This window comes from Sphingobium quisquiliarum P25 (genome assembly GCF_000445065.1).
Lineage (GTDB): Bacteria > Pseudomonadota > Alphaproteobacteria > Sphingomonadales > Sphingomonadaceae > Sphingobium > Sphingobium quisquiliarum.
Genome location: NZ_ATHO01000108.1, coordinates 1 through 15,618 on the forward strand (window position 1 = coordinate 1; position 15,618 = coordinate 15,618).

General features: G+C 64.9%; 20 protein-coding genes. 14 read left to right on the forward strand and 6 right to left on the reverse strand.

From position 1 onward, the window contains the following. From fliP to queE, 13 genes are all read left to right on the forward strand, one after another. The coding region (gene fliP / locus L288_RS33960) for a flagellar type III secretion system pore protein FliP (protein ID WP_021238676.1) at nucleotides 1-645 on the forward strand (645 nt) is incomplete at its 5' end. A 98-nt stretch (nucleotides 646-743) separates the two neighbouring features. Then, nucleotides 744-1,016 (forward strand): flagellar biosynthesis protein FliQ, encoded by a 273-nt coding sequence (fliQ, locus tag L288_RS33965; protein ID WP_021238677.1) that lies wholly within the window; start codon nucleotides 744-746, stop codon nucleotides 1,014-1,016. Further along, the gene (gene fliR / locus L288_RS33970) at nucleotides 1,013-1,795 is read left to right on the forward strand and encodes a flagellar biosynthetic protein FliR (RefSeq protein WP_021238678.1); all 783 of its coding nucleotides are present in this window, start codon (nucleotides 1,013-1,015) and stop codon (nucleotides 1,793-1,795) included. The genes fliQ and fliR overlap by 4 nt, the downstream gene beginning before the upstream one ends. A 1-nt stretch (nucleotide 1,796) precedes the next feature. After that, nucleotides 1,797-2,933: a flagellar type III secretion system protein FlhB gene (gene flhB, locus L288_RS33975; RefSeq protein WP_021238679.1), complete on the forward strand. Its 1,137-nt coding sequence runs from the start codon at nucleotides 1,797-1,799 to the stop codon at nucleotides 2,931-2,933. A gap of 83 nt (nucleotides 2,934-3,016) precedes the next feature. Then, a complete protein-coding gene (locus L288_RS33980; protein WP_021238680.1) occupies nucleotides 3,017-3,478 on the forward strand; it encodes a hypothetical protein in 462 nt (153 codons plus the stop codon). A gap of 92 nt (nucleotides 3,479-3,570) precedes the next feature. Next, on the forward strand, nucleotides 3,571-4,977 hold the full coding sequence (gene fliD / locus L288_RS33985) for a flagellar filament capping protein FliD (RefSeq protein ID WP_021238681.1): 1,407 nt from the start codon (nucleotides 3,571-3,573) through the stop codon (nucleotides 4,975-4,977). A gap of 15 nt (nucleotides 4,978-4,992) precedes the next feature. Then, nucleotides 4,993-5,388, forward strand: coding sequence for a flagellar export chaperone FliS (locus tag L288_RS33990; RefSeq protein ID WP_021238682.1), 396 nt, complete (start codon nucleotides 4,993-4,995; stop codon nucleotides 5,386-5,388). A 152-nt stretch (nucleotides 5,389-5,540) separates the two neighbouring features. After that, a complete protein-coding gene (locus L288_RS33995; RefSeq protein ID WP_021238683.1) occupies nucleotides 5,541-6,734 on the forward strand; it encodes an aspartate aminotransferase family protein in 1,194 nt (397 codons plus the stop codon). Nucleotides 6,735-6,879: 145 nt separating this feature from the next. Next, complete coding sequence (gene argF, locus L288_RS34000; protein ID WP_021238684.1) at nucleotides 6,880-7,809, forward strand: ornithine carbamoyltransferase; 930 nt, start codon at nucleotides 6,880-6,882, stop codon at nucleotides 7,807-7,809. A gap of 189 nt (nucleotides 7,810-7,998) precedes the next feature. Further along, a complete protein-coding gene (gene hslO, locus L288_RS34005; RefSeq protein ID WP_031304483.1) occupies nucleotides 7,999-8,907 on the forward strand; it encodes an Hsp33 family molecular chaperone HslO in 909 nt (302 codons plus the stop codon). A gap of 145 nt (nucleotides 8,908-9,052) precedes the next feature. Next, on the forward strand, nucleotides 9,053-9,466 hold the full coding sequence (locus tag L288_RS0121690) for a DUF3617 domain-containing protein (protein WP_030540063.1): 414 nt from the start codon (nucleotides 9,053-9,055) through the stop codon (nucleotides 9,464-9,466). A 45-nt stretch (nucleotides 9,467-9,511) separates the two neighbouring features. After that, complete coding sequence (queC, locus tag L288_RS34010) at nucleotides 9,512-10,204, forward strand: 7-cyano-7-deazaguanine synthase QueC (protein WP_021238687.1); 693 nt, start codon at nucleotides 9,512-9,514, stop codon at nucleotides 10,202-10,204. Between the two features lie 4 nt (nucleotides 10,205-10,208). Beyond that, nucleotides 10,209-10,856: a 7-carboxy-7-deazaguanine synthase gene (queE, locus tag L288_RS34015; protein ID WP_021238688.1), complete on the forward strand. Its 648-nt coding sequence runs from the start codon at nucleotides 10,209-10,211 to the stop codon at nucleotides 10,854-10,856. Nucleotides 10,857-10,988: 132 nt separating this feature from the next. Here the strand turns inward: queE and L288_RS34020 are convergent, their stop codons facing one another. The 3 genes from L288_RS34020 to lipB form a co-directional block, all read right to left on the reverse strand. Continuing rightward, nucleotides 10,989-11,675 carry a hypothetical protein gene (locus L288_RS34020; RefSeq protein ID WP_031304484.1) on the reverse strand — a complete coding sequence of 229 codons (687 nt, stop codon included), beginning with the start codon at nucleotides 11,673-11,675 and terminating at the stop codon, nucleotides 10,989-10,991. A gap of 99 nt (nucleotides 11,676-11,774) precedes the next feature. After that, complete coding sequence (locus L288_RS34025; RefSeq protein WP_021238690.1) at nucleotides 11,775-12,065, reverse strand: hypothetical protein; 291 nt, start codon at nucleotides 12,063-12,065, stop codon at nucleotides 11,775-11,777. Between the two features lie 57 nt (nucleotides 12,066-12,122). Further along, nucleotides 12,123-12,833 (reverse strand): lipoyl(octanoyl) transferase LipB, encoded by a 711-nt coding sequence (lipB, locus tag L288_RS34030; RefSeq protein WP_021238691.1) that lies wholly within the window; start codon nucleotides 12,831-12,833, stop codon nucleotides 12,123-12,125. Between the two features lie 77 nt (nucleotides 12,834-12,910). On the opposite strand from lipB, the gene L288_RS34035 reads away from it, so the two are divergent. After that, the gene (locus L288_RS34035; protein WP_021238692.1) at nucleotides 12,911-13,696 is read left to right on the forward strand and encodes a membrane protein; all 786 of its coding nucleotides are present in this window, start codon (nucleotides 12,911-12,913) and stop codon (nucleotides 13,694-13,696) included. On the opposite strand, the gene L288_RS34040 is transcribed toward L288_RS34035, so the two are convergent. The 3 genes from L288_RS34040 to L288_RS34050 are packed head-to-tail and all read right to left on the reverse strand — an operon-like array spanning nucleotide 13,678 to nucleotide 15,606. After that, on the reverse strand, nucleotides 13,678-14,277 hold the full coding sequence (locus L288_RS34040) for a GNAT family N-acetyltransferase (RefSeq protein WP_021238693.1): 600 nt from the start codon (nucleotides 14,275-14,277) through the stop codon (nucleotides 13,678-13,680). The two genes, L288_RS34035 and L288_RS34040, sit on opposite strands and share 19 nt — an antisense overlap. 5 nt (nucleotides 14,278-14,282) lie before the next feature. Continuing rightward, on the reverse strand, nucleotides 14,283-15,134 hold the full coding sequence (gene hemF / locus L288_RS34045) for an oxygen-dependent coproporphyrinogen oxidase (RefSeq protein WP_021238694.1): 852 nt from the start codon (nucleotides 15,132-15,134) through the stop codon (nucleotides 14,283-14,285). 13 nt (nucleotides 15,135-15,147) lie between these two features. Then, nucleotides 15,148-15,606 (reverse strand): tRNA (cytidine(34)-2'-O)-methyltransferase, encoded by a 459-nt coding sequence (locus tag L288_RS34050; protein ID WP_021238695.1) that lies wholly within the window; start codon nucleotides 15,604-15,606, stop codon nucleotides 15,148-15,150. Nucleotides 15,607-15,618 lie beyond the last annotated feature (12 nt).

A 15,618-nucleotide genomic window follows, 5' to 3' on the forward strand; every position in this document is an offset into this window, starting at 1 on the left:
TCCGGCGACGGCCGCCCGCTGTCGCTCAGCTTGCAAATCCTCATCCTCATGAGCCTGCTGACGGTGCTGCCGTCGCTCGTGCTCATGATGACCAGCTTCACCCGCATCATCATCGTCCTGTCGCTGCTGCGTCAGGCCTTGGGGCTCCAGCAGACGCCGCCCAATCAGGTGCTGGTCGGCCTGTCGCTGTTCCTCTCCCTGTTCGTGATGCGCCCGGCGATCGACACCATCAACGCCCAGGCCTTCGACCCCTATGGCAAGGGGCAGATCAGCATCGAGGAAGCGGTCAGCCGGTCGGGCAAGGTGCTGCACGGCTTCATGACCAAGCAGACGCGCGAAACCGACCTCAAGCTGTTCGCCAACCTCGCCGAAGCGCCCGCCTTCCGCTCGCCTGCCGACATTCCCTTCTCGATCCTGCTGCCCGCCTTCGTGACCTCGGAACTCAAGACCGCGTTCCAGATCGGCTTCATGATCTTCCTGCCGTTCCTGATCATCGACCTCGTGGTCGCCTCCACGCTGATGGCGCTGGGCATGATGATGCTCTCGCCCACGATCATCTCCATGCCGTTCAAGCTGCTGCTGTTCGTGCTGGTGGATGGCTGGGCGCTGACCATGGGCTCCCTGGCCGGATCGTTCGCGACATGAGCGCCGCCACGCTCTCACATCCGTTCGTTTCGAGCGAAGTCGAGAAACGGTCAGCGCATCCGCTTCCCGGCTTCGCCCAAAGCGAACGGAGGTAACTCATGGAAAATGCAGACTTTTTCATGGGTCTCGCCCAGCAGGCGCTCTGGATCACCGCCCTTGCCGCCGCCCCGGTGCTGATCCCCGCGCTGATCGCGGGCGTGCTGATCGGCATGGTGCAGGCGGCGACCTCCATCAACGAACAGACGTTGAGCTTCATTCCCAAGATCATCGTCGTAGGCGCGATGCTGGCGCTGTTCGGCGGTTCGATCATGGTGCTAATCGCTGATTTCACTCGTGAGATATTCGAACGGATACCGGACCTGCTGCAATGATCGCGCCGGGCTTCGCGAACGTCGAAACGCAGCTGTGGGTATGGCTGATCGCCATGATCCGTCCCGGCGCGGCCTTCATCGCCGCGCCCGTATTCGGCGCGCCAGCGGTGCCGCTGCCGCTGCGCTTCATCCTTTCGCTGGCTCTGGGCATGGCTGCGCTCAACAGCGTCACCATCCAACTGCCGCAGGACGGAATCGCCAGCTTTCAGGGCGTGATGCTGGTCGCGGGCGAAGTGCTGGCCGGGCTCGCCATGGGCTTTGCGGTGCAGATCGGCTATGCCGCCGCCTTCGTCGCGGGGGAGACGATCGGCAACGCCATGGGCCTCAACTTCGCCGCCATGGTCGACCCGTCCTCCGGCCAGGCGACGCAGGCGGTCGGCACATTCCTGTCGATCCTCGCCACCTTCCTGCTGCTGGGCATGGACGGTCACCTGCTGCTCGCAAGCTTCGTGGTGCAAAGCTACAAGGCGCTGCCGCCCGGTGACGCGATGCTCAGCAATGATGCGGTCTGGCATCTGGTCCAGTTCGGCGGATCGCTGCTCGGCGCGGGGGTGACCATCGCCCTGCCGGTCGGCTTCGCCCTGGTGCTGGTGCAGATCATAATGGGCATGCTGGCGCGCAGCGCGCCTTCGCTGAACCTCTTCGCAGTGGGCATGCCGGTCGCCCTCATGGCGGGCCTCGTCCTGCTGGCGATCGCCGCGCCGGTCATGGGCGAGGGGCTGACCGCCGCGCTCAAGGCCGGGCTCGACCAGGCCCAATCGATCGCGGAGGGCCGCTGATATGTCGGGCAGCAATGGCGGCGGCGAAAAGACCGAAAAGCCGACACCGAAGAAATTGCAGGACGCCGCCAAGAAGGGCGACATCCTCCAGTCCAAGGAGCTTGCGACCGCGCTGGTGGTGATGGCGGGAATCGGCTGGATCGCGGTCACCGGCCCGTCCGTGGTCGAATCGCTCTCGCACATGCTGGTGGAGGCGCTGCGCTTCCGCCGTGAGGACATCACCGACTTCGCCCCGGCCGCGCGCGGCATGAGCCTGCTGACCGGCATCGCCTTGCCGGTGGGCGGCATATTGCTGGCGACCACGCTCGCGGCGATCGCCGGGCCCGCCATCCTCGGCTCGCTCGGCTTCCGCCCCGGCGCCTTCGCGCCCAAGGCGTCGAAGCTCAACCCCGCCGCTGGCCTCAAGCGCATGTTCGGGCTTCAGGGCCTGATCGAACTGTTGAAGTCGATCGCCAAGGTCGCGCTGCTGGGCTCCATCGGCGTGTGGATGATCTGGGACCGGCTGACCGCCATCATCGGCCTTGGCAAGGCGGGGATCGCGCCTGCCATGTCGGACCTTGGCAATATGTTCATCATGACCTGCCTCGTCATGGCGGGCGGCCTCTTCCTGATCGCGGGCATCGATGTTCCCACGCAGATCATGCAGCGGTCCAAGCGCCTCGCCATGAGCAAGCAGGACATCAAGGACGAGAATAAGGAAAGCGAAGGCTCCCCCGAACTCAAGGGCCATATCCGCCGCCGCCAGTTCGAGGTGCTGAGCGGATCGACCCGCAAGGCGGTTGCCGAAGCCAGCGTGATCATCACCAACCCGACGCATTTCGCCGTCGCCCTGCGTTACAAGCCGGGGCAGGACGCCGCGCCCGTGGTCGTGGCGAAGGGCTGCGACGCGATCGCCGCCGCCATTCGCGAACTGGCCGACCAGAATGGCGTCACGGTGCTGCAATATCCCGACCTCGCCCGCGCCATCTATTTCACCTCGCGCGCCGGGCAGATCGTCAATGAAGGGCTCTACATGGCGGTGGCGACCGTACTCGCCTTCGTCTTCCGCGTCGAAAACCGGATGGCGAGCGAGATGGACCGGCCCTTCATCGACGTGCCGGGCGATCTTCGCTTCGATGCAGACGGGCGGAAGATCTGAGGGGAAAAAAGTTCTTAGGTGAACTAAATCTTAGTCATTGCTGGCCGTAATATATTCATGGGGACGCATTAGGATGGTGCGTCATGAACGAATATGTTTCGCGGAGCGACTTAACGCAGGTGGACCGGGTCACGCCCCGGCCGCCTTCGGCCGTGCCCGCGGTCCAGCCGGTTGCAGCCCAGCAGGGCATCGATTCGCACAGCGGAAAACCGCAGGACGGCGGCGCGGCCGCAACGCTCGCCCGCTCCGAAGACGATCTGGCAAGCGCGGCGGAATATGCCAAGGTGCATGCGCGCGTGGCCGATATTCTCGCCGAACTGCGCTCGGCCTCCACCGATCAGGCGGTTGAAGGGGCAGAGGCCGATATCCAGTCTCTGCTGCCGGCCCCGATCATATTGGTGCCCCTGCCGCCCGCGTCCAAGGAAGCGGTGGAAAGTGCCGTCACCCTGGGCAAGCGCATCGCGGAGCAGGCAAGCTACGCCCATGCCGCGCAGGCGCATGTGAAGCGCGGCACGGTGGATCAGCTGCTCTCGACCGGCCATTGAGGAAGATCGCTGCGCGCGATCTTTCTCCTTCATGAAAATCATTCCTAAAGGTCTTCATCCTAGAGCCGTTCTCACTTCTGAAAGGACGGTTGATGACCTCGGTAAGCAGCAGCATTTCGACGGCCCTGGGCATCGGTTCGGGCATCGACACGTCGGCGCTGGTCTCCAGCCTGGTGAGCGCGGCGCGCGATCCCAAGCAGAAGATGATCACCGACCGGCAGAGCGTTAACAATGCGCGCATTTCCGCCCTTGCGTCGGCCTCCAGCTCCCTCGACACTTTTGCCGATGCGCTCAACAGCCTGCTGGCGGGCACCGGCTATGCGGGAACGCCCGCCTCCAACGATCCCGGCATCGCATCGGTGAGCGCGCTGCCCGGCGGCACGCCCAAGCTGCCCGCCCAGCTTGAAGTGAAGCAGCTTGCCGCCGCGCAGACCATCGCGTCCGCGCCGGTTTCGACCGCAACCGCCTCGACTCAGCTTGGCGCTGGCAGCTTTTCGTTGAAGGTCGGCACTGGCGCGGCCGTGCCGATCACGCTGACCGCGCCCAACACCAGCTATTCCGATCTTGCCGCCGCGATCAACGCGGCCGGAACCGGCGTCACCGCCAGCGTCATCACCGACAATCAGGGCACGCGCCTGGTCATGAAGGGCGCGACCGGCGCGGCCAACAGCTTCACCTTCACCAACACGTCCGGTAATACGGCGCTCGACGCCTTCACTTGGAACGGCGCGGCAGGCGGCATGACCCGCCAGGTGCAGGCGCAGGATTCGATTATCCTGCTGGACGGGGTGCAGCAGCAGTATAGCAGCAACACCATCGACACCGCGATCGCCAATCTGCGCATTGATCTTAACAAGGCCGCTCCGGGCACCAGCGTCACGCTGGCGACGACGCAGCCGACCACCACCATGCGCGACCTGATGGTGGAGTTCGTGGACGCCTACAACACGCTGATGAAGGCGCTCAATACCGCGACGGCTAAGGGGGCCGATTCGTCCAGCGCGGGCGTCCTGAACGGCGATGCGTCGATTCGCGACATGAAGCGGCAGCTGTCGCAGATGACGTCCGCCGTGCTTGCCCCGTCGGGAAGCTACACCACGCTGTCGTCCATCGGCGTCGCCACGAATCGCGACGGCACGTTGAAACTCGACACGGATATGCTGGACAAGGCGCTTGCCGCCGACGCGGCGGGGATTACGCAGATGCTGAACCCGCCGGTCAAGTCGGCCACGACGCCGGGACTTGCGGGGCTGATGGACGGCGTGCGCGACAAGATTCAGCAGAAGGATGGCGCGCTCGCCACCGCCAAGGCCAAATATGAAAAGCTGGGCGAACAACTGGCCGAGCAGCTCGAAAAGCTGAACGACCAGATGACCGATTACCAGGCGCAGCTGTCAAAGGTCTACACCGCCATGGAAACGCGGCTCACCGCGCTCAAGGCCACACAGAGCTATCTCGAACAGCAGGTCGCCATGTGGACCAAGAGCGACAATGGATAACAGGGGTCAGGAATAATGTTCTACAGTCAGGGCTATGCAGGCAACCGCGCGGCGCGGGGCTATGCGGCCGTTCATTCGGGCAGCCGGATCGAAGGCGCGACGCCCCATGCGCTGGTCAAGGTGCTGTTCGACGAACTGCTGATCGCGCTGGAAGCGACCGCGCTCGCCGAACGCAATAACGACCGCCTCAAGGTTTCGGACAAGCAGGCCCGCGCCATGTCGATCCTGATCGCGCTCGAATCCAGCCTGGACTTCGACAAGGGCGGCGACATCGCCACCGGCCTTGCCCAGATCTACCGCGAGGCGCGCCGCCTGCTGCTGCTCAGCGCCAGGGAACGCGATCCCCGGCCTGCCGAACAGGCGCGCGACATCATCGCGGAAATCGCCGATGCCTGGAACCAGATCGGGTAAATTCGTCCGCCTGTAAGGATCGGCCGCCCACAGCACCACTTGCACCGCTTCGGCGGCTTCTGTATAGGCAGCGCTCGCACAGGGCGGCCCGGCGGGGGCCGCCTTTTTGCGTTTTGGACTTTTTTGCATCAGCCCAGCGAAGGGAGGGCCTCATGTCGATCACGCCGCTCATGCCCGTTTACCCCCGGTGCAATGTACGCCCGGTCCGAGGCGAGGGGTGCTATCTGATCGGCGAGCGCGGCGAACGTTATCTCGACTTCGCCAGCGGCATCGCGGTCAACATATTGGGCCATGGCCATCCCCGGCTGGTGAAGGCGATCGCTGATCAGGCCGCGACGCTGATGCACACCTCAAACCTCTATGGCATGCCCCTTGGCGAGAAGTTCGCCCAGCGGCTGGTCGATACGACCTTTGCCGATACGGTGTTCTTCACCAATTCGGGCGCGGAAGCGGTGGAATGCGCGATCAAGACCGCGCGCCGCTATCATTATGCCAATGGCGAGCCGCACCGGCACAAGATCATTGCGTTCGACAACGCCTTCCATGGCCGGACGCTGGGGACGATCTCCGCCACCAGCCAGCCCAAGATGCGCGACGGCTTCGAACCGCTGCTGCCCGGCTTCACCGTGGTGCCGTTCAACGATCTGGAAGCGGCGGCCGCGGCGGTCGATGACAACACCGCCGGTTTCCTGCTGGAACCGGTCCAGGGCGAAGGCGGCGTCACTCCGGCGACGCAGGAGTTCCTGTCGGGCCTGCGCAAGCTCTGCGATGAAAAGGGCATGCTCCTGATCCTGGATGAGGTCCAGTGCGGCTATGCGCGCACCGGCGCCTTTTCCGCACATGAACATTATAGCCTGACGCCCGACATCATGGCCGTGGCGAAGGGGATCGGCGCAGGATTCCCGCTGGGCGCATGTCTTGCGACCGAGGAAGCGGCCAAGGGCATGGTGTTCGGCACCCATGGGTCCACCTATGGCGGCAATCCCCTGGCCATGGCGGTCGGCATGGCCGTGCTGGACGAAGTGCAGGCCGACGGCTTCCTCGATCATGTGAAGGCCATGGGCGCGCGCCTGCGCTCGGCGCTGGAACAGCTCATCCCCAATCACGATATGTTCGAAGATGTGCGCGGCATGGGCCTGATGCTCGGCGTCAAGCTGAAGGACAGCCACGACGCGCGCAACTTCGTGGCGCATCTGCGCGACGATCATGGGTTGCTCACCGTTTCTGCGGGCCAGAATGTCGTCCGCATCCTGCCGCCCCTCGTCATCGAGGAAAGCCACGTCGCCGAATGTATCGAAAAACTGTCGGCCGGTGCGCGCAGCTTTGCGCAGGCGGAGGCGGCTTAAACAATTGCTCACCGTTCGTCCTGAGTAGCCATTGAGCCTGTCGAAATGGCGTATCGAAGGACTGGCCTCGGCCAATGCTTCGATACGGGCCTTCGATAAGCTCGGTCCCACTCGGCACGAACGGTATGATGAAGGGGACAGCCCTATGACCAGACATTTCCTGAACCTGTCCGATGCAGGCGGCGATGCGATCGCCGCCATGCTCGCCGACGCGATCGACCGGAAGGCCGCGCGCCGGGGCCAGCCAAAGGGCAAGACGGACGCCGATGCGCCGCTCGCCGGACACACGCTGGCGATGATCTTCGAAAAAAACTCCACCCGCACCCGCGTCAGCTTCGACATGGCCATTCGCCAGTTGGGCGGGACGTCGCTGATCCTGGACGGCGCGACCAGCCAGCTTGGCCGGGGCGAAACCATCGCCGATACGGCGCGCGTGCTCAGCCGCATGTGCGACATGATCATGATCCGCACCGACGATCATGCGAAGATCGAGGAAATGGCGCATCACGCGACCGTCCCGGTGATCAACGGCCTGACGGATATGTCGCACCCGTGCCAGATCGTGGCCGACCTGCTGACGGTTGTGGAACATGGCCTGGCGCTGCCGGGCAGCCAATGGGCGTGGCTGGGCGACGGCAACAATGTCCTCCATTCGATCATCGAAGCCGCAGGCCTGCTCAAGTTCGGCGTTCGGATCGCGGTGCCAGAAGGCTATGAGCCCGATTCGGCCTTCGCGGGCAGGGCGCAGGCGGCGGGCGCTGCCATCACCTTGACCCGCGATCCTGTGGCGGCCGTCGCCGGGGCGGATGTCGTGGTCACCGACACATGGATTTCCATGGGCCAGGCCCATGCCGATGAGAAGCTCAAGGCGATGATGCCCTATCAGGTCACGTCAGCCCTGATGGCGCATGCCAAGCCCGGCGCGCGCTTCCTGCACTGCCTGCCCGCCCACCGCGGCGAGGAAGTGGTGCCCGAAGTGATCGACGGCCCCCAGTCGCTGATCTGGGACGAGGCGGAAAATCGCATCCATGCGCAAAAGTCAGTGCTGCTCTGGGCCGCTGACCGCCTCGGTTGAGATTCGGGTGATGCGTCCTATCTAAGGCCAAACACTGACAGGCGACGTCATTCCAGTCGTCATGCTGAACTTGTTTCAGCATCCATCCTGCCCTGCCGGAAACCCCGCGTTGGGAGAAATGGGTGCTGAAGCAAGTTCAGCATGACGGTTTTCCATAAGACAGCCTTGCGCCTAATTTTGGAGCCTGATTTGAACCCGACTGCTGATATCGACCAGGCCCTGGGTTTCACGATCCCCTCGCGCCACGCCCGTGGCCGCATCCTGCGTCTTGGCCCCGTGCTCGACGATGTGCTGGCTGCGCATGCCTATCCGCCGCCGGTCGAGAGGCTGCTTGCCTCCGCCCTGGTGCTCGCGGCGCTGCTCGGCAGCACGCTCAAGGATGCGGGCGGGCAATTGACCTTGCAGGCGCAGACCGAAAGCGGCGTCGTCAGCCTGCTGGTTGCCGATTACAAGGGCGGCGAAGTGCGCGGCTATGCCAAGTTCGATGCCGATCGCCTCGCCGAGCTTGGCCCCGATCCGACGCTGTTCGGCCTGTTCGGCAAGGGCTATCTCGCCATCACCTTCGACCAGGCGGTCACGGGCGAGCGCTATCAGGGCATCGTCCCGCTGGACGGTGATTCGCTGGCGAGCGCGGCGGAGCACTATTTCTTCCAGTCCGAACAGATCCCCAGCGTCGTGCGAATCGCCACCCGGCATGACGCGGGCGAGGGGTGCCTGGCCGCCGGCATGCTGCTCCAGCATCTGCCGGAGGGCGAAGTCGGCCGCGAACGGCTGCACACACGGCACGACCATCCCGAATGGGAGCATGTGCAGGCGCTCGCCGTGACCCTGAAGGATCAGGAACTGACCGACGGCGCGCTGCCGCTGACCGATATCGTGTGGCGCTTGTTCCATGAGGAAGAGGCGGTGCGCGTCACCGATCCGGTGGAACTGACCAAGGGCTGCCGCTGCGACCTCGCCCACATCCGCAGCGTCATCAGCCGCTTTCCCGCCAGCGAGCGCGCGGAAATGGCGGATGAGCAGGGCGTGATCGGCGTGGACTGCGCCTTCTGTTCGCGCCTCTTCCCGGTTTCGCTGGACAGTTTTGCACAAGGCTGACACGAAGTTGCAATGATGGTGCGGGGGTTTTGGTGCGCCGCGGGGGCTGCGCATCAAATGGCCGTATTTGCGGTGTATCATGGCGCTTGGCCGGACGATGCACCGGCGGACCCGCGGCGCTATCGCTGAACATGGGGGCTAAGGAATGACTCAAGGTCTGCGTGCTGGTGCATGTGCGTTCGCGATGCTGTTCGCCACGTCGCCCTCTGCACTGCTTGCAGTGCCGGACGGGGCTGACGCTGCTCGCATGGAGCCGGGCGAATGGGAATTGCGGGAAAGGGGCGCTGAACGGGAAAGCAGCGGCCCGCGCAGGCTCTGCGTCTCGCAACTTCGCCAGCTGGTACAGCTTCGCCATCCTCGCGCCGCCTGCAAGCAGCTGACGCTCCAGGAAGCGGGCAACCGCCTGTCGGTCAGCTATGATTGCGGCGGCGCGGGTGGCGGCCGCACCGAACTCAGGGTCGAAACGCCCCGGCTGGTGCAACTCCGCTCGCAGGGCATAGCCGACGGCGCGCCCTTCTCCTTCGACATGGAGGCGCGGCGGATCGGGGCCTGCCGCTGACGCGCGCCGCTTGCACACAGCCGCCCGGATCGTTAGCGCGGGACCATGGTTGCCAATAAAGGAAAATTCGCGGTCGTCCTGCTGTCGGGCGGACTGGACTCCATGGTCGCGGGCGGGCTGGCGCGCGAGGCTGGCTTTCATGTGCTTGCCCTCACCATCGATTATAATCAGCGTCACCGGGTCGAACTGCGCGCCGCCGCGCGGGTCGCGGGTGCGCTCAATGCCATGTCGCATATCGTTCTGCCGCTCGACCTCACCGCCTTTGGCGGATCGGCGCTGACGGCGGACATCGCCGTGCCCAAGGGCGGCGTGGGATCGGCCATCCCCATCACCTATGTCCCGGCCCGCAACACCATCTTCCTGTCGCTGACGCTCGGCCTTGCGGAGGTGTCGGGCGCGAATGACATCTTCATCGGCGTCAACGCGCTGGATTATTCCGGCTATCCCGATTGCCGCCCGGAATTTATCGAAGCGTTTCAGAAAATGGCGGCGCTCGCGACCAAGGCGGGCGTGGAAGGGCAACCGCTGCGCATCAACGCGCCGCTCCAGCATATGAGCAAGGCGGATATCGTGCGAGAGGCGCACCGGCTCGGCCTCGATGCGGGGCTTAGCTGGTCCTGCTATGACCCGGCGCCCGACAATCGCCATTGCGGGCTGTGCGACAGTTGCCGCCTGAGGGCGAAGGGCTTTCAGGAGGCAGGCCTGCCTGACCCCACCGATTACGCGGCGAAGCCCTGATGTGATGACCTACGCCGTCAAGGAAATGTTCCTGACGCTCCAGGGGGAGGGCGTGCACAGCGGCCGCCGCGCCGTCTTCCTCCGCTTCGCCGGATGCAACCTGTGGACCGGCCGCGAAGAGGACCGGCGCAAGGCCGTCTGCCAGTTTTGTGACACTGATTTCGTCGGCACTGATGGCGAAGGCGGCGGCAAATTCGCTGACGCTGATATGCTCGCCGATGCCGCTCTGGCCTTCTGGGGTGAAGACGGGGAGGGGCGCTATATCGTCATCACGGGCGGGGAGCCCATGCTTCAGATCGACGGCGCGCTGATCGACGCCCTCCACGCGCGCGGCTTCACCATCGCGATTGAAAGCAACGGCACGATCGCGGCGCATCCGGGTATCGATTGGGTCTGCATCAGCCCCAAGGCGGGCAGCGAAATCGTGCAGCGCAGCGGCAATGAGTTGAAGCTGGTCTGGCCTCAACCCGGTGCGGGCCACAGTCTGACCGACATAGAGGCGATGGAGGGCTGGGCCTTCGATCACCTCCTCGTCCAGCCGCTGGACGATCCCCATGCGGCCGCCAACATGCAGGCCGCGATCGATCTGGTGATGGCCCGTCCCCGCTGGCGGCTCAGCCTTCAGACGCACAAATATCTGGGATTGCGCTGAGGCTGCGGATGTGCGGCCGCACCAGACTGCCCGCATGCATCAACGCTGTCCCCGTCCAGACTGAGCCTGTCGAAGCCTCTACTCCCTTCTGAAAAGGAGGAGGCCCCACAGGCTCAGGCGAACGGCGTGCTGTTAACCGCCAATCTGCTGGTTATAGGCGACCTGGCAGTTCGGCCGAAGCTGGTTCTTCTTCCAGCATTTCTTGTCGAACGAAGGCAGTTTCAGCGAATAGCCGCGTCCGGGTTCGCCATAATATTGCTCGCCCGCCAGGATCAGCGACTTCTTGATCGAACCAAGGCCGGTGCGCGCCACTTCATTGAGCGAACCGCGATTGGCGAAGATCGCCTGCCGCCCGACCTCGGCCGCCGCCTGGCAGAAGCCGCGCTGGGCCTGCACGGTGGAATAGCCGGAATAGATGCGCGTGCCATATTGGTCGGCGGCTGCCTGGCCCGGCTTGCCCTTGCCCACGGTCCGCTGGAAATAGCCCAGCAGCGTCGCCTGCGCCGAATCCAGTTCCGCGTCATGATGGGCGATCATCGCATTATAGTTGCTGATCGACAGCAGGGTGGGCTCGAACTGGCACTGCAATGCCGCGACGTTCAGCGCCGCGCGCAGGTTCCACACCAGCCCCGCACGGATTTCCTCAGGCGTCGCGCCCGGCAGGCCCAGGGCGGTGGCCGCAGCGGCGTCGGTCAGCGGCGGCGCGGAAAAATCGGGCGGCGACCAGAAGAACTGCGCCGCGGCAGGCTGGGCGATCACCGGCGCGACGGTCAGCGCCAGAACGGAACAGATGCGCCGCAATGTGGAACAGGATGTCATGACTTCCCCTTTGATCAGAGCGCCGGGCCGTTCGGCCCACGCCTTAAATTCTATTTCTGCCCGCCCGCGCCTATATCGCGCCTGAACGCCGCTTGTCCCTTATTGATCCGTCACCACTTCCGTTTCGGGCTGCGCCGCGTTCGCGGCCGGTTCCGCCTGGGCAGGCGGCGCCGCGCCATTGGCGGCCGGTCCAGCCGAAGAGGCAGGCGCAGGGACCTCGCTCTGCACGCCGTCCAGATCGGTCATGGCGTCGGTCGTGGTGCCGTCCACCACTTCCAGATCCTTCATCTCCACCTTATTGCTGCCCTTCTCGTCCCCCCCGCATGCGGCGAGGAGCGAGCAGCCGCCCAGCAGCAAAGCAGTCAAGATCGTCCTTGCGTCGGCGCGCATCCGGGTCTCCTCAAGCGGTTTTGCCTGGCGGCCCCCCACCCGGCGAAGGCGCAGACCCTAGCTGCCGCCGCCACATTGCTCAAGCCCCGCGCCGCAGCGGCCCAGGCGATTGAGAAAGGACGGAAAATGCCGCTCCAGCGCCGCATCCAGCGCCGTCATGGAGGCAAGCTTGCCAAGCGCCGCGATGCTCGTCACCGGATATTCGGCCAGGCCGCACGGCACGATGCCCCCGAAATGCGACAGGTCGGGATCGACGTTGATCGAAAAGCCATGCAGCGTCACCCAGCGCCGCACCCGGATGCCCAGCGCGCCGATCTTTGCTTCCCGTCCATCCAGATCATCGGTCCATATACCGATCCGTCCCTCCGCCCGCCACGCGGCGATGCCCAGCTCGTCCAGCGCATCGATCATCCATCCTTCCAGATGATGGACGAAGTTGCGCACGTCCCGGCCGCGATCGCGCAGGTCGATGTTGAGATAGCCGATGCGTTGCCCCGGCCCGTGATAGGTATAGCGCCCGCCGCGCCCCGCATCATGGACCGGAAAGCGCGGATCGATCAATTCCGCCGGGTCGGCGCTTGTCCCTGCGGTGTAGAGCGGCGGATGCTCCAGCAGCCAGACGCGCTCCACTGCTTCCCCGGTCAAGATCGCCGCTGCCCTTTCCTCCATGTCCCTGAGCGCGGCGGGATAGTCCACCGGCGCGGAGTCTGTCCGCCATTCGACACCGGGCGCGCCTGCGCCGCTGACGGGAGAAGAGGGGGATGCCATGGCGTTTCCTTGACTTGGGCGGGGCGAGCGATCAAGTCTCCTCCCCGATTTTCCGGTAAAGAACAGGGCATGAAGATATGGCGGTGATGTCGATCGGCAAGGCGTGGGAAGAAGCGGTCGCCTTCGTCGCGCGCGAACGCAGCCTGCTGTTCCCCGTCGCCCTGCTTTTCGTCGCGCTCCCCGGTCTTGTCGTTCAGGAAATGACGCCGCCCGAACTGGCGGGCTGGAACATGAAGGATGCGTTCCCGGCCGTTCCGCCCAGCTTCTGGCTGGCGATGCTGCTGGGCGTCATCCTCATCTGGTTCGGGTCGCTGACCCTGTTCGCGTTGGCCCTGCGTCCGGGGATCAGCGTGCATGAGGCGCTGCGGCTCAGCCTTGCGCGCCTGCCTGTGCTGCTGGGCACGGCCCTGGTCGTCGCGGGCCTGCTCAGCGCGGCCGTGCTCGCAGTGGCGATCATCGTCGTCGCGCTGACGCTGGTGGCAAAGCCGCTGGGCGCGGCGCTGACGATGCTGCTGGGCGTGGCGGTGGGCGGTATCATGCTGTTCGCAAGTGTGCGGCTGCTGTTGCTCAACCCTGTGGTGATCGACGGGTCGGAAGGCGTGATGGCCTCGCTCCGCCACAGTTGGGCCCTGACGCGCGGCCATTTCTGGCGGCTGCTGGGCTTCATCCTGATCCTTACGCTGCTCTCGGCGATCGCCGGTTCCGCCGCGCAGGCGATCTTCGGCGTGATCGGCGGGCTGGCCGGCGGGCCGGATGGCGCGCGGCTGACCGGGGGAATCGCTGCTGCTGCCGTCTCGACCGTGGTGCAGGTCTATATGCTGGTGATGCTGGCCCGCCTCTACCGTCAGGCCGAAGGGGCCTGATCCAGCAGCGGCACATGCGGCGCGGCATCGGGCCGCAGCAATCCCGTCAGCCGGGGATCGGCGAAGGTCTCGACCTCCCGCGCGAAGGGGACAAAGCCCGACTTGATGTAGAAGGGCAGGGCCGCCGGGCTGTCCAGCGTGCAGCTATGCACCCAGAAACGCCTGACATCCTTGCGCCAGGCAAGCGATTTCGCCTGCGCCATCAACCATTTGCCCAGCCCCTTGCCCGTCAGATCGGGGATGAGGCCAAGGAAGCTCAGTTCGCAGTCGGGCATCGAGCGGAAGTCCAGTTCCAGCAACCCCACTTCCACCCCGCGCGGGTCGGTGACGGCATAGACCTCCACCGCCGGGTCGTGGATGACCGCGGTCAGTTCCTGATCGCTCATCACGAGGCGGGAAAACCACAGCCATTGCTCGCCTACCCGCCGGAACAGCGCGCGATAGGCTTCGGGGGCAGGGGCCTTCCACGGCTTGAGCCGAAGCGGCGCGGGCGGAATGGGCGCTGGCATCGGCTTTGCGCGCATTTCCAGATGAGTCACGATCGTCGCGATCTGATCATTGGCGACGGGCGTCACGGGCATGGACGTCAGCTCCAGCTCGCCATGGGGGGCAGGCTCATCAGGATCGCTTCGATATTGCCGCCGGTCTTGAGGCCGAACAGCGTGCCCCGGTCATGCACCAGGTTGAATTCGGCATAACGGCCGCGCCATTCCAGCATCCGGCGATATTCCTCCTCCGTCCAGCTTTCATGCATCCTGCGCCGGACGATCGGCGGAAAGGCGGCGAGGAAGGCTTCGCCCACCGCGCGGGTGAATGCGAAGCTGGCGTCGAAATCACTCTCTAGATGATCGTAAAATATGCCCCCGACTCCGCGATGGACCTGCCGGTGGGGGATATAGAAATAATCGTCGGCCCACGCCTTGAACTTCGGATAATAGGCCGGGTCATGAGCATCGCATGCCGCTTTCAGCACGGCATGGAACTCGGCCGTGTCCTCATCGCGCGGCAGGGGCGGGTTCAGGTCGGCTCCGCCGCCGAACCAGCTTTTGGAGGTGCGCAGGTAGCGCGTGTTCATGTGCACCGCAGGCACGTGCGGGTTGGCCATGTGCGCGACCAGGCTGATTCCCGTGGCGAAGAAGGCGGGATTGTCCTCTGCCCCATGGATGGTCCTGGCGAAGTCCGGCGCGAATTCTCCCGATACGGTCGACACATTGACGCCGACCTTCTCGAAGACCTTGCCCTTCATGACGCCGCGCACGCCGCCGCCGCCTTCGCCCGGCGTCAGGCCCGGCGCTTCGCGGTCCCATGGCGTGAAGGTGAAGGACGCGTCGCTCCCGGCCTCGCGCTCGATCGCCTCGAATTCGGCGCAGATGCGCGTGCGAAGCGACTCGAACCAGCCACGGGCGGCTTGCTGCTGGGGATCGAGGGCCATGGTCATTCGAAAATCTCTGTCATTGCGGGAATTGTCCAGTCTGGCGAAGGGCCTCGGCGACGGCGATGCCTGTGGAAACAGCGATGTTCAAGGACCGGAAGCCCGGCGCCATCGGAATGCGCACCCGCACATCCGCAAGATCGCGGACCGCGTCCGGCACTCCAGCGCTCTCCGACCCCATCAGCAGCACGTCATCCGGCCGGAAACGGACATCGGGCAACGGTTCCGACGCATGGCTGCTCATCAGCACCAGGCGGCGGCCCTTGGCCCGCCGCTCGTGGTCGAAGGCCTGGAAATTGGCGTGGCGCGTCACATCGGCCGCCGCGCCATAGTCCATCGCGGCCCGTTTCAGCCGTGCGTTGGAAAAGGCGAATCCCATCGGCATGATGATATCCACAGGCACCGCAAAGCAGGCGGCAAGGCGCAATATCGCGCCGACATTTCCGGCGATCTCGGGTTGATAGAGGGCAATACGCATGCCCCGCCCATA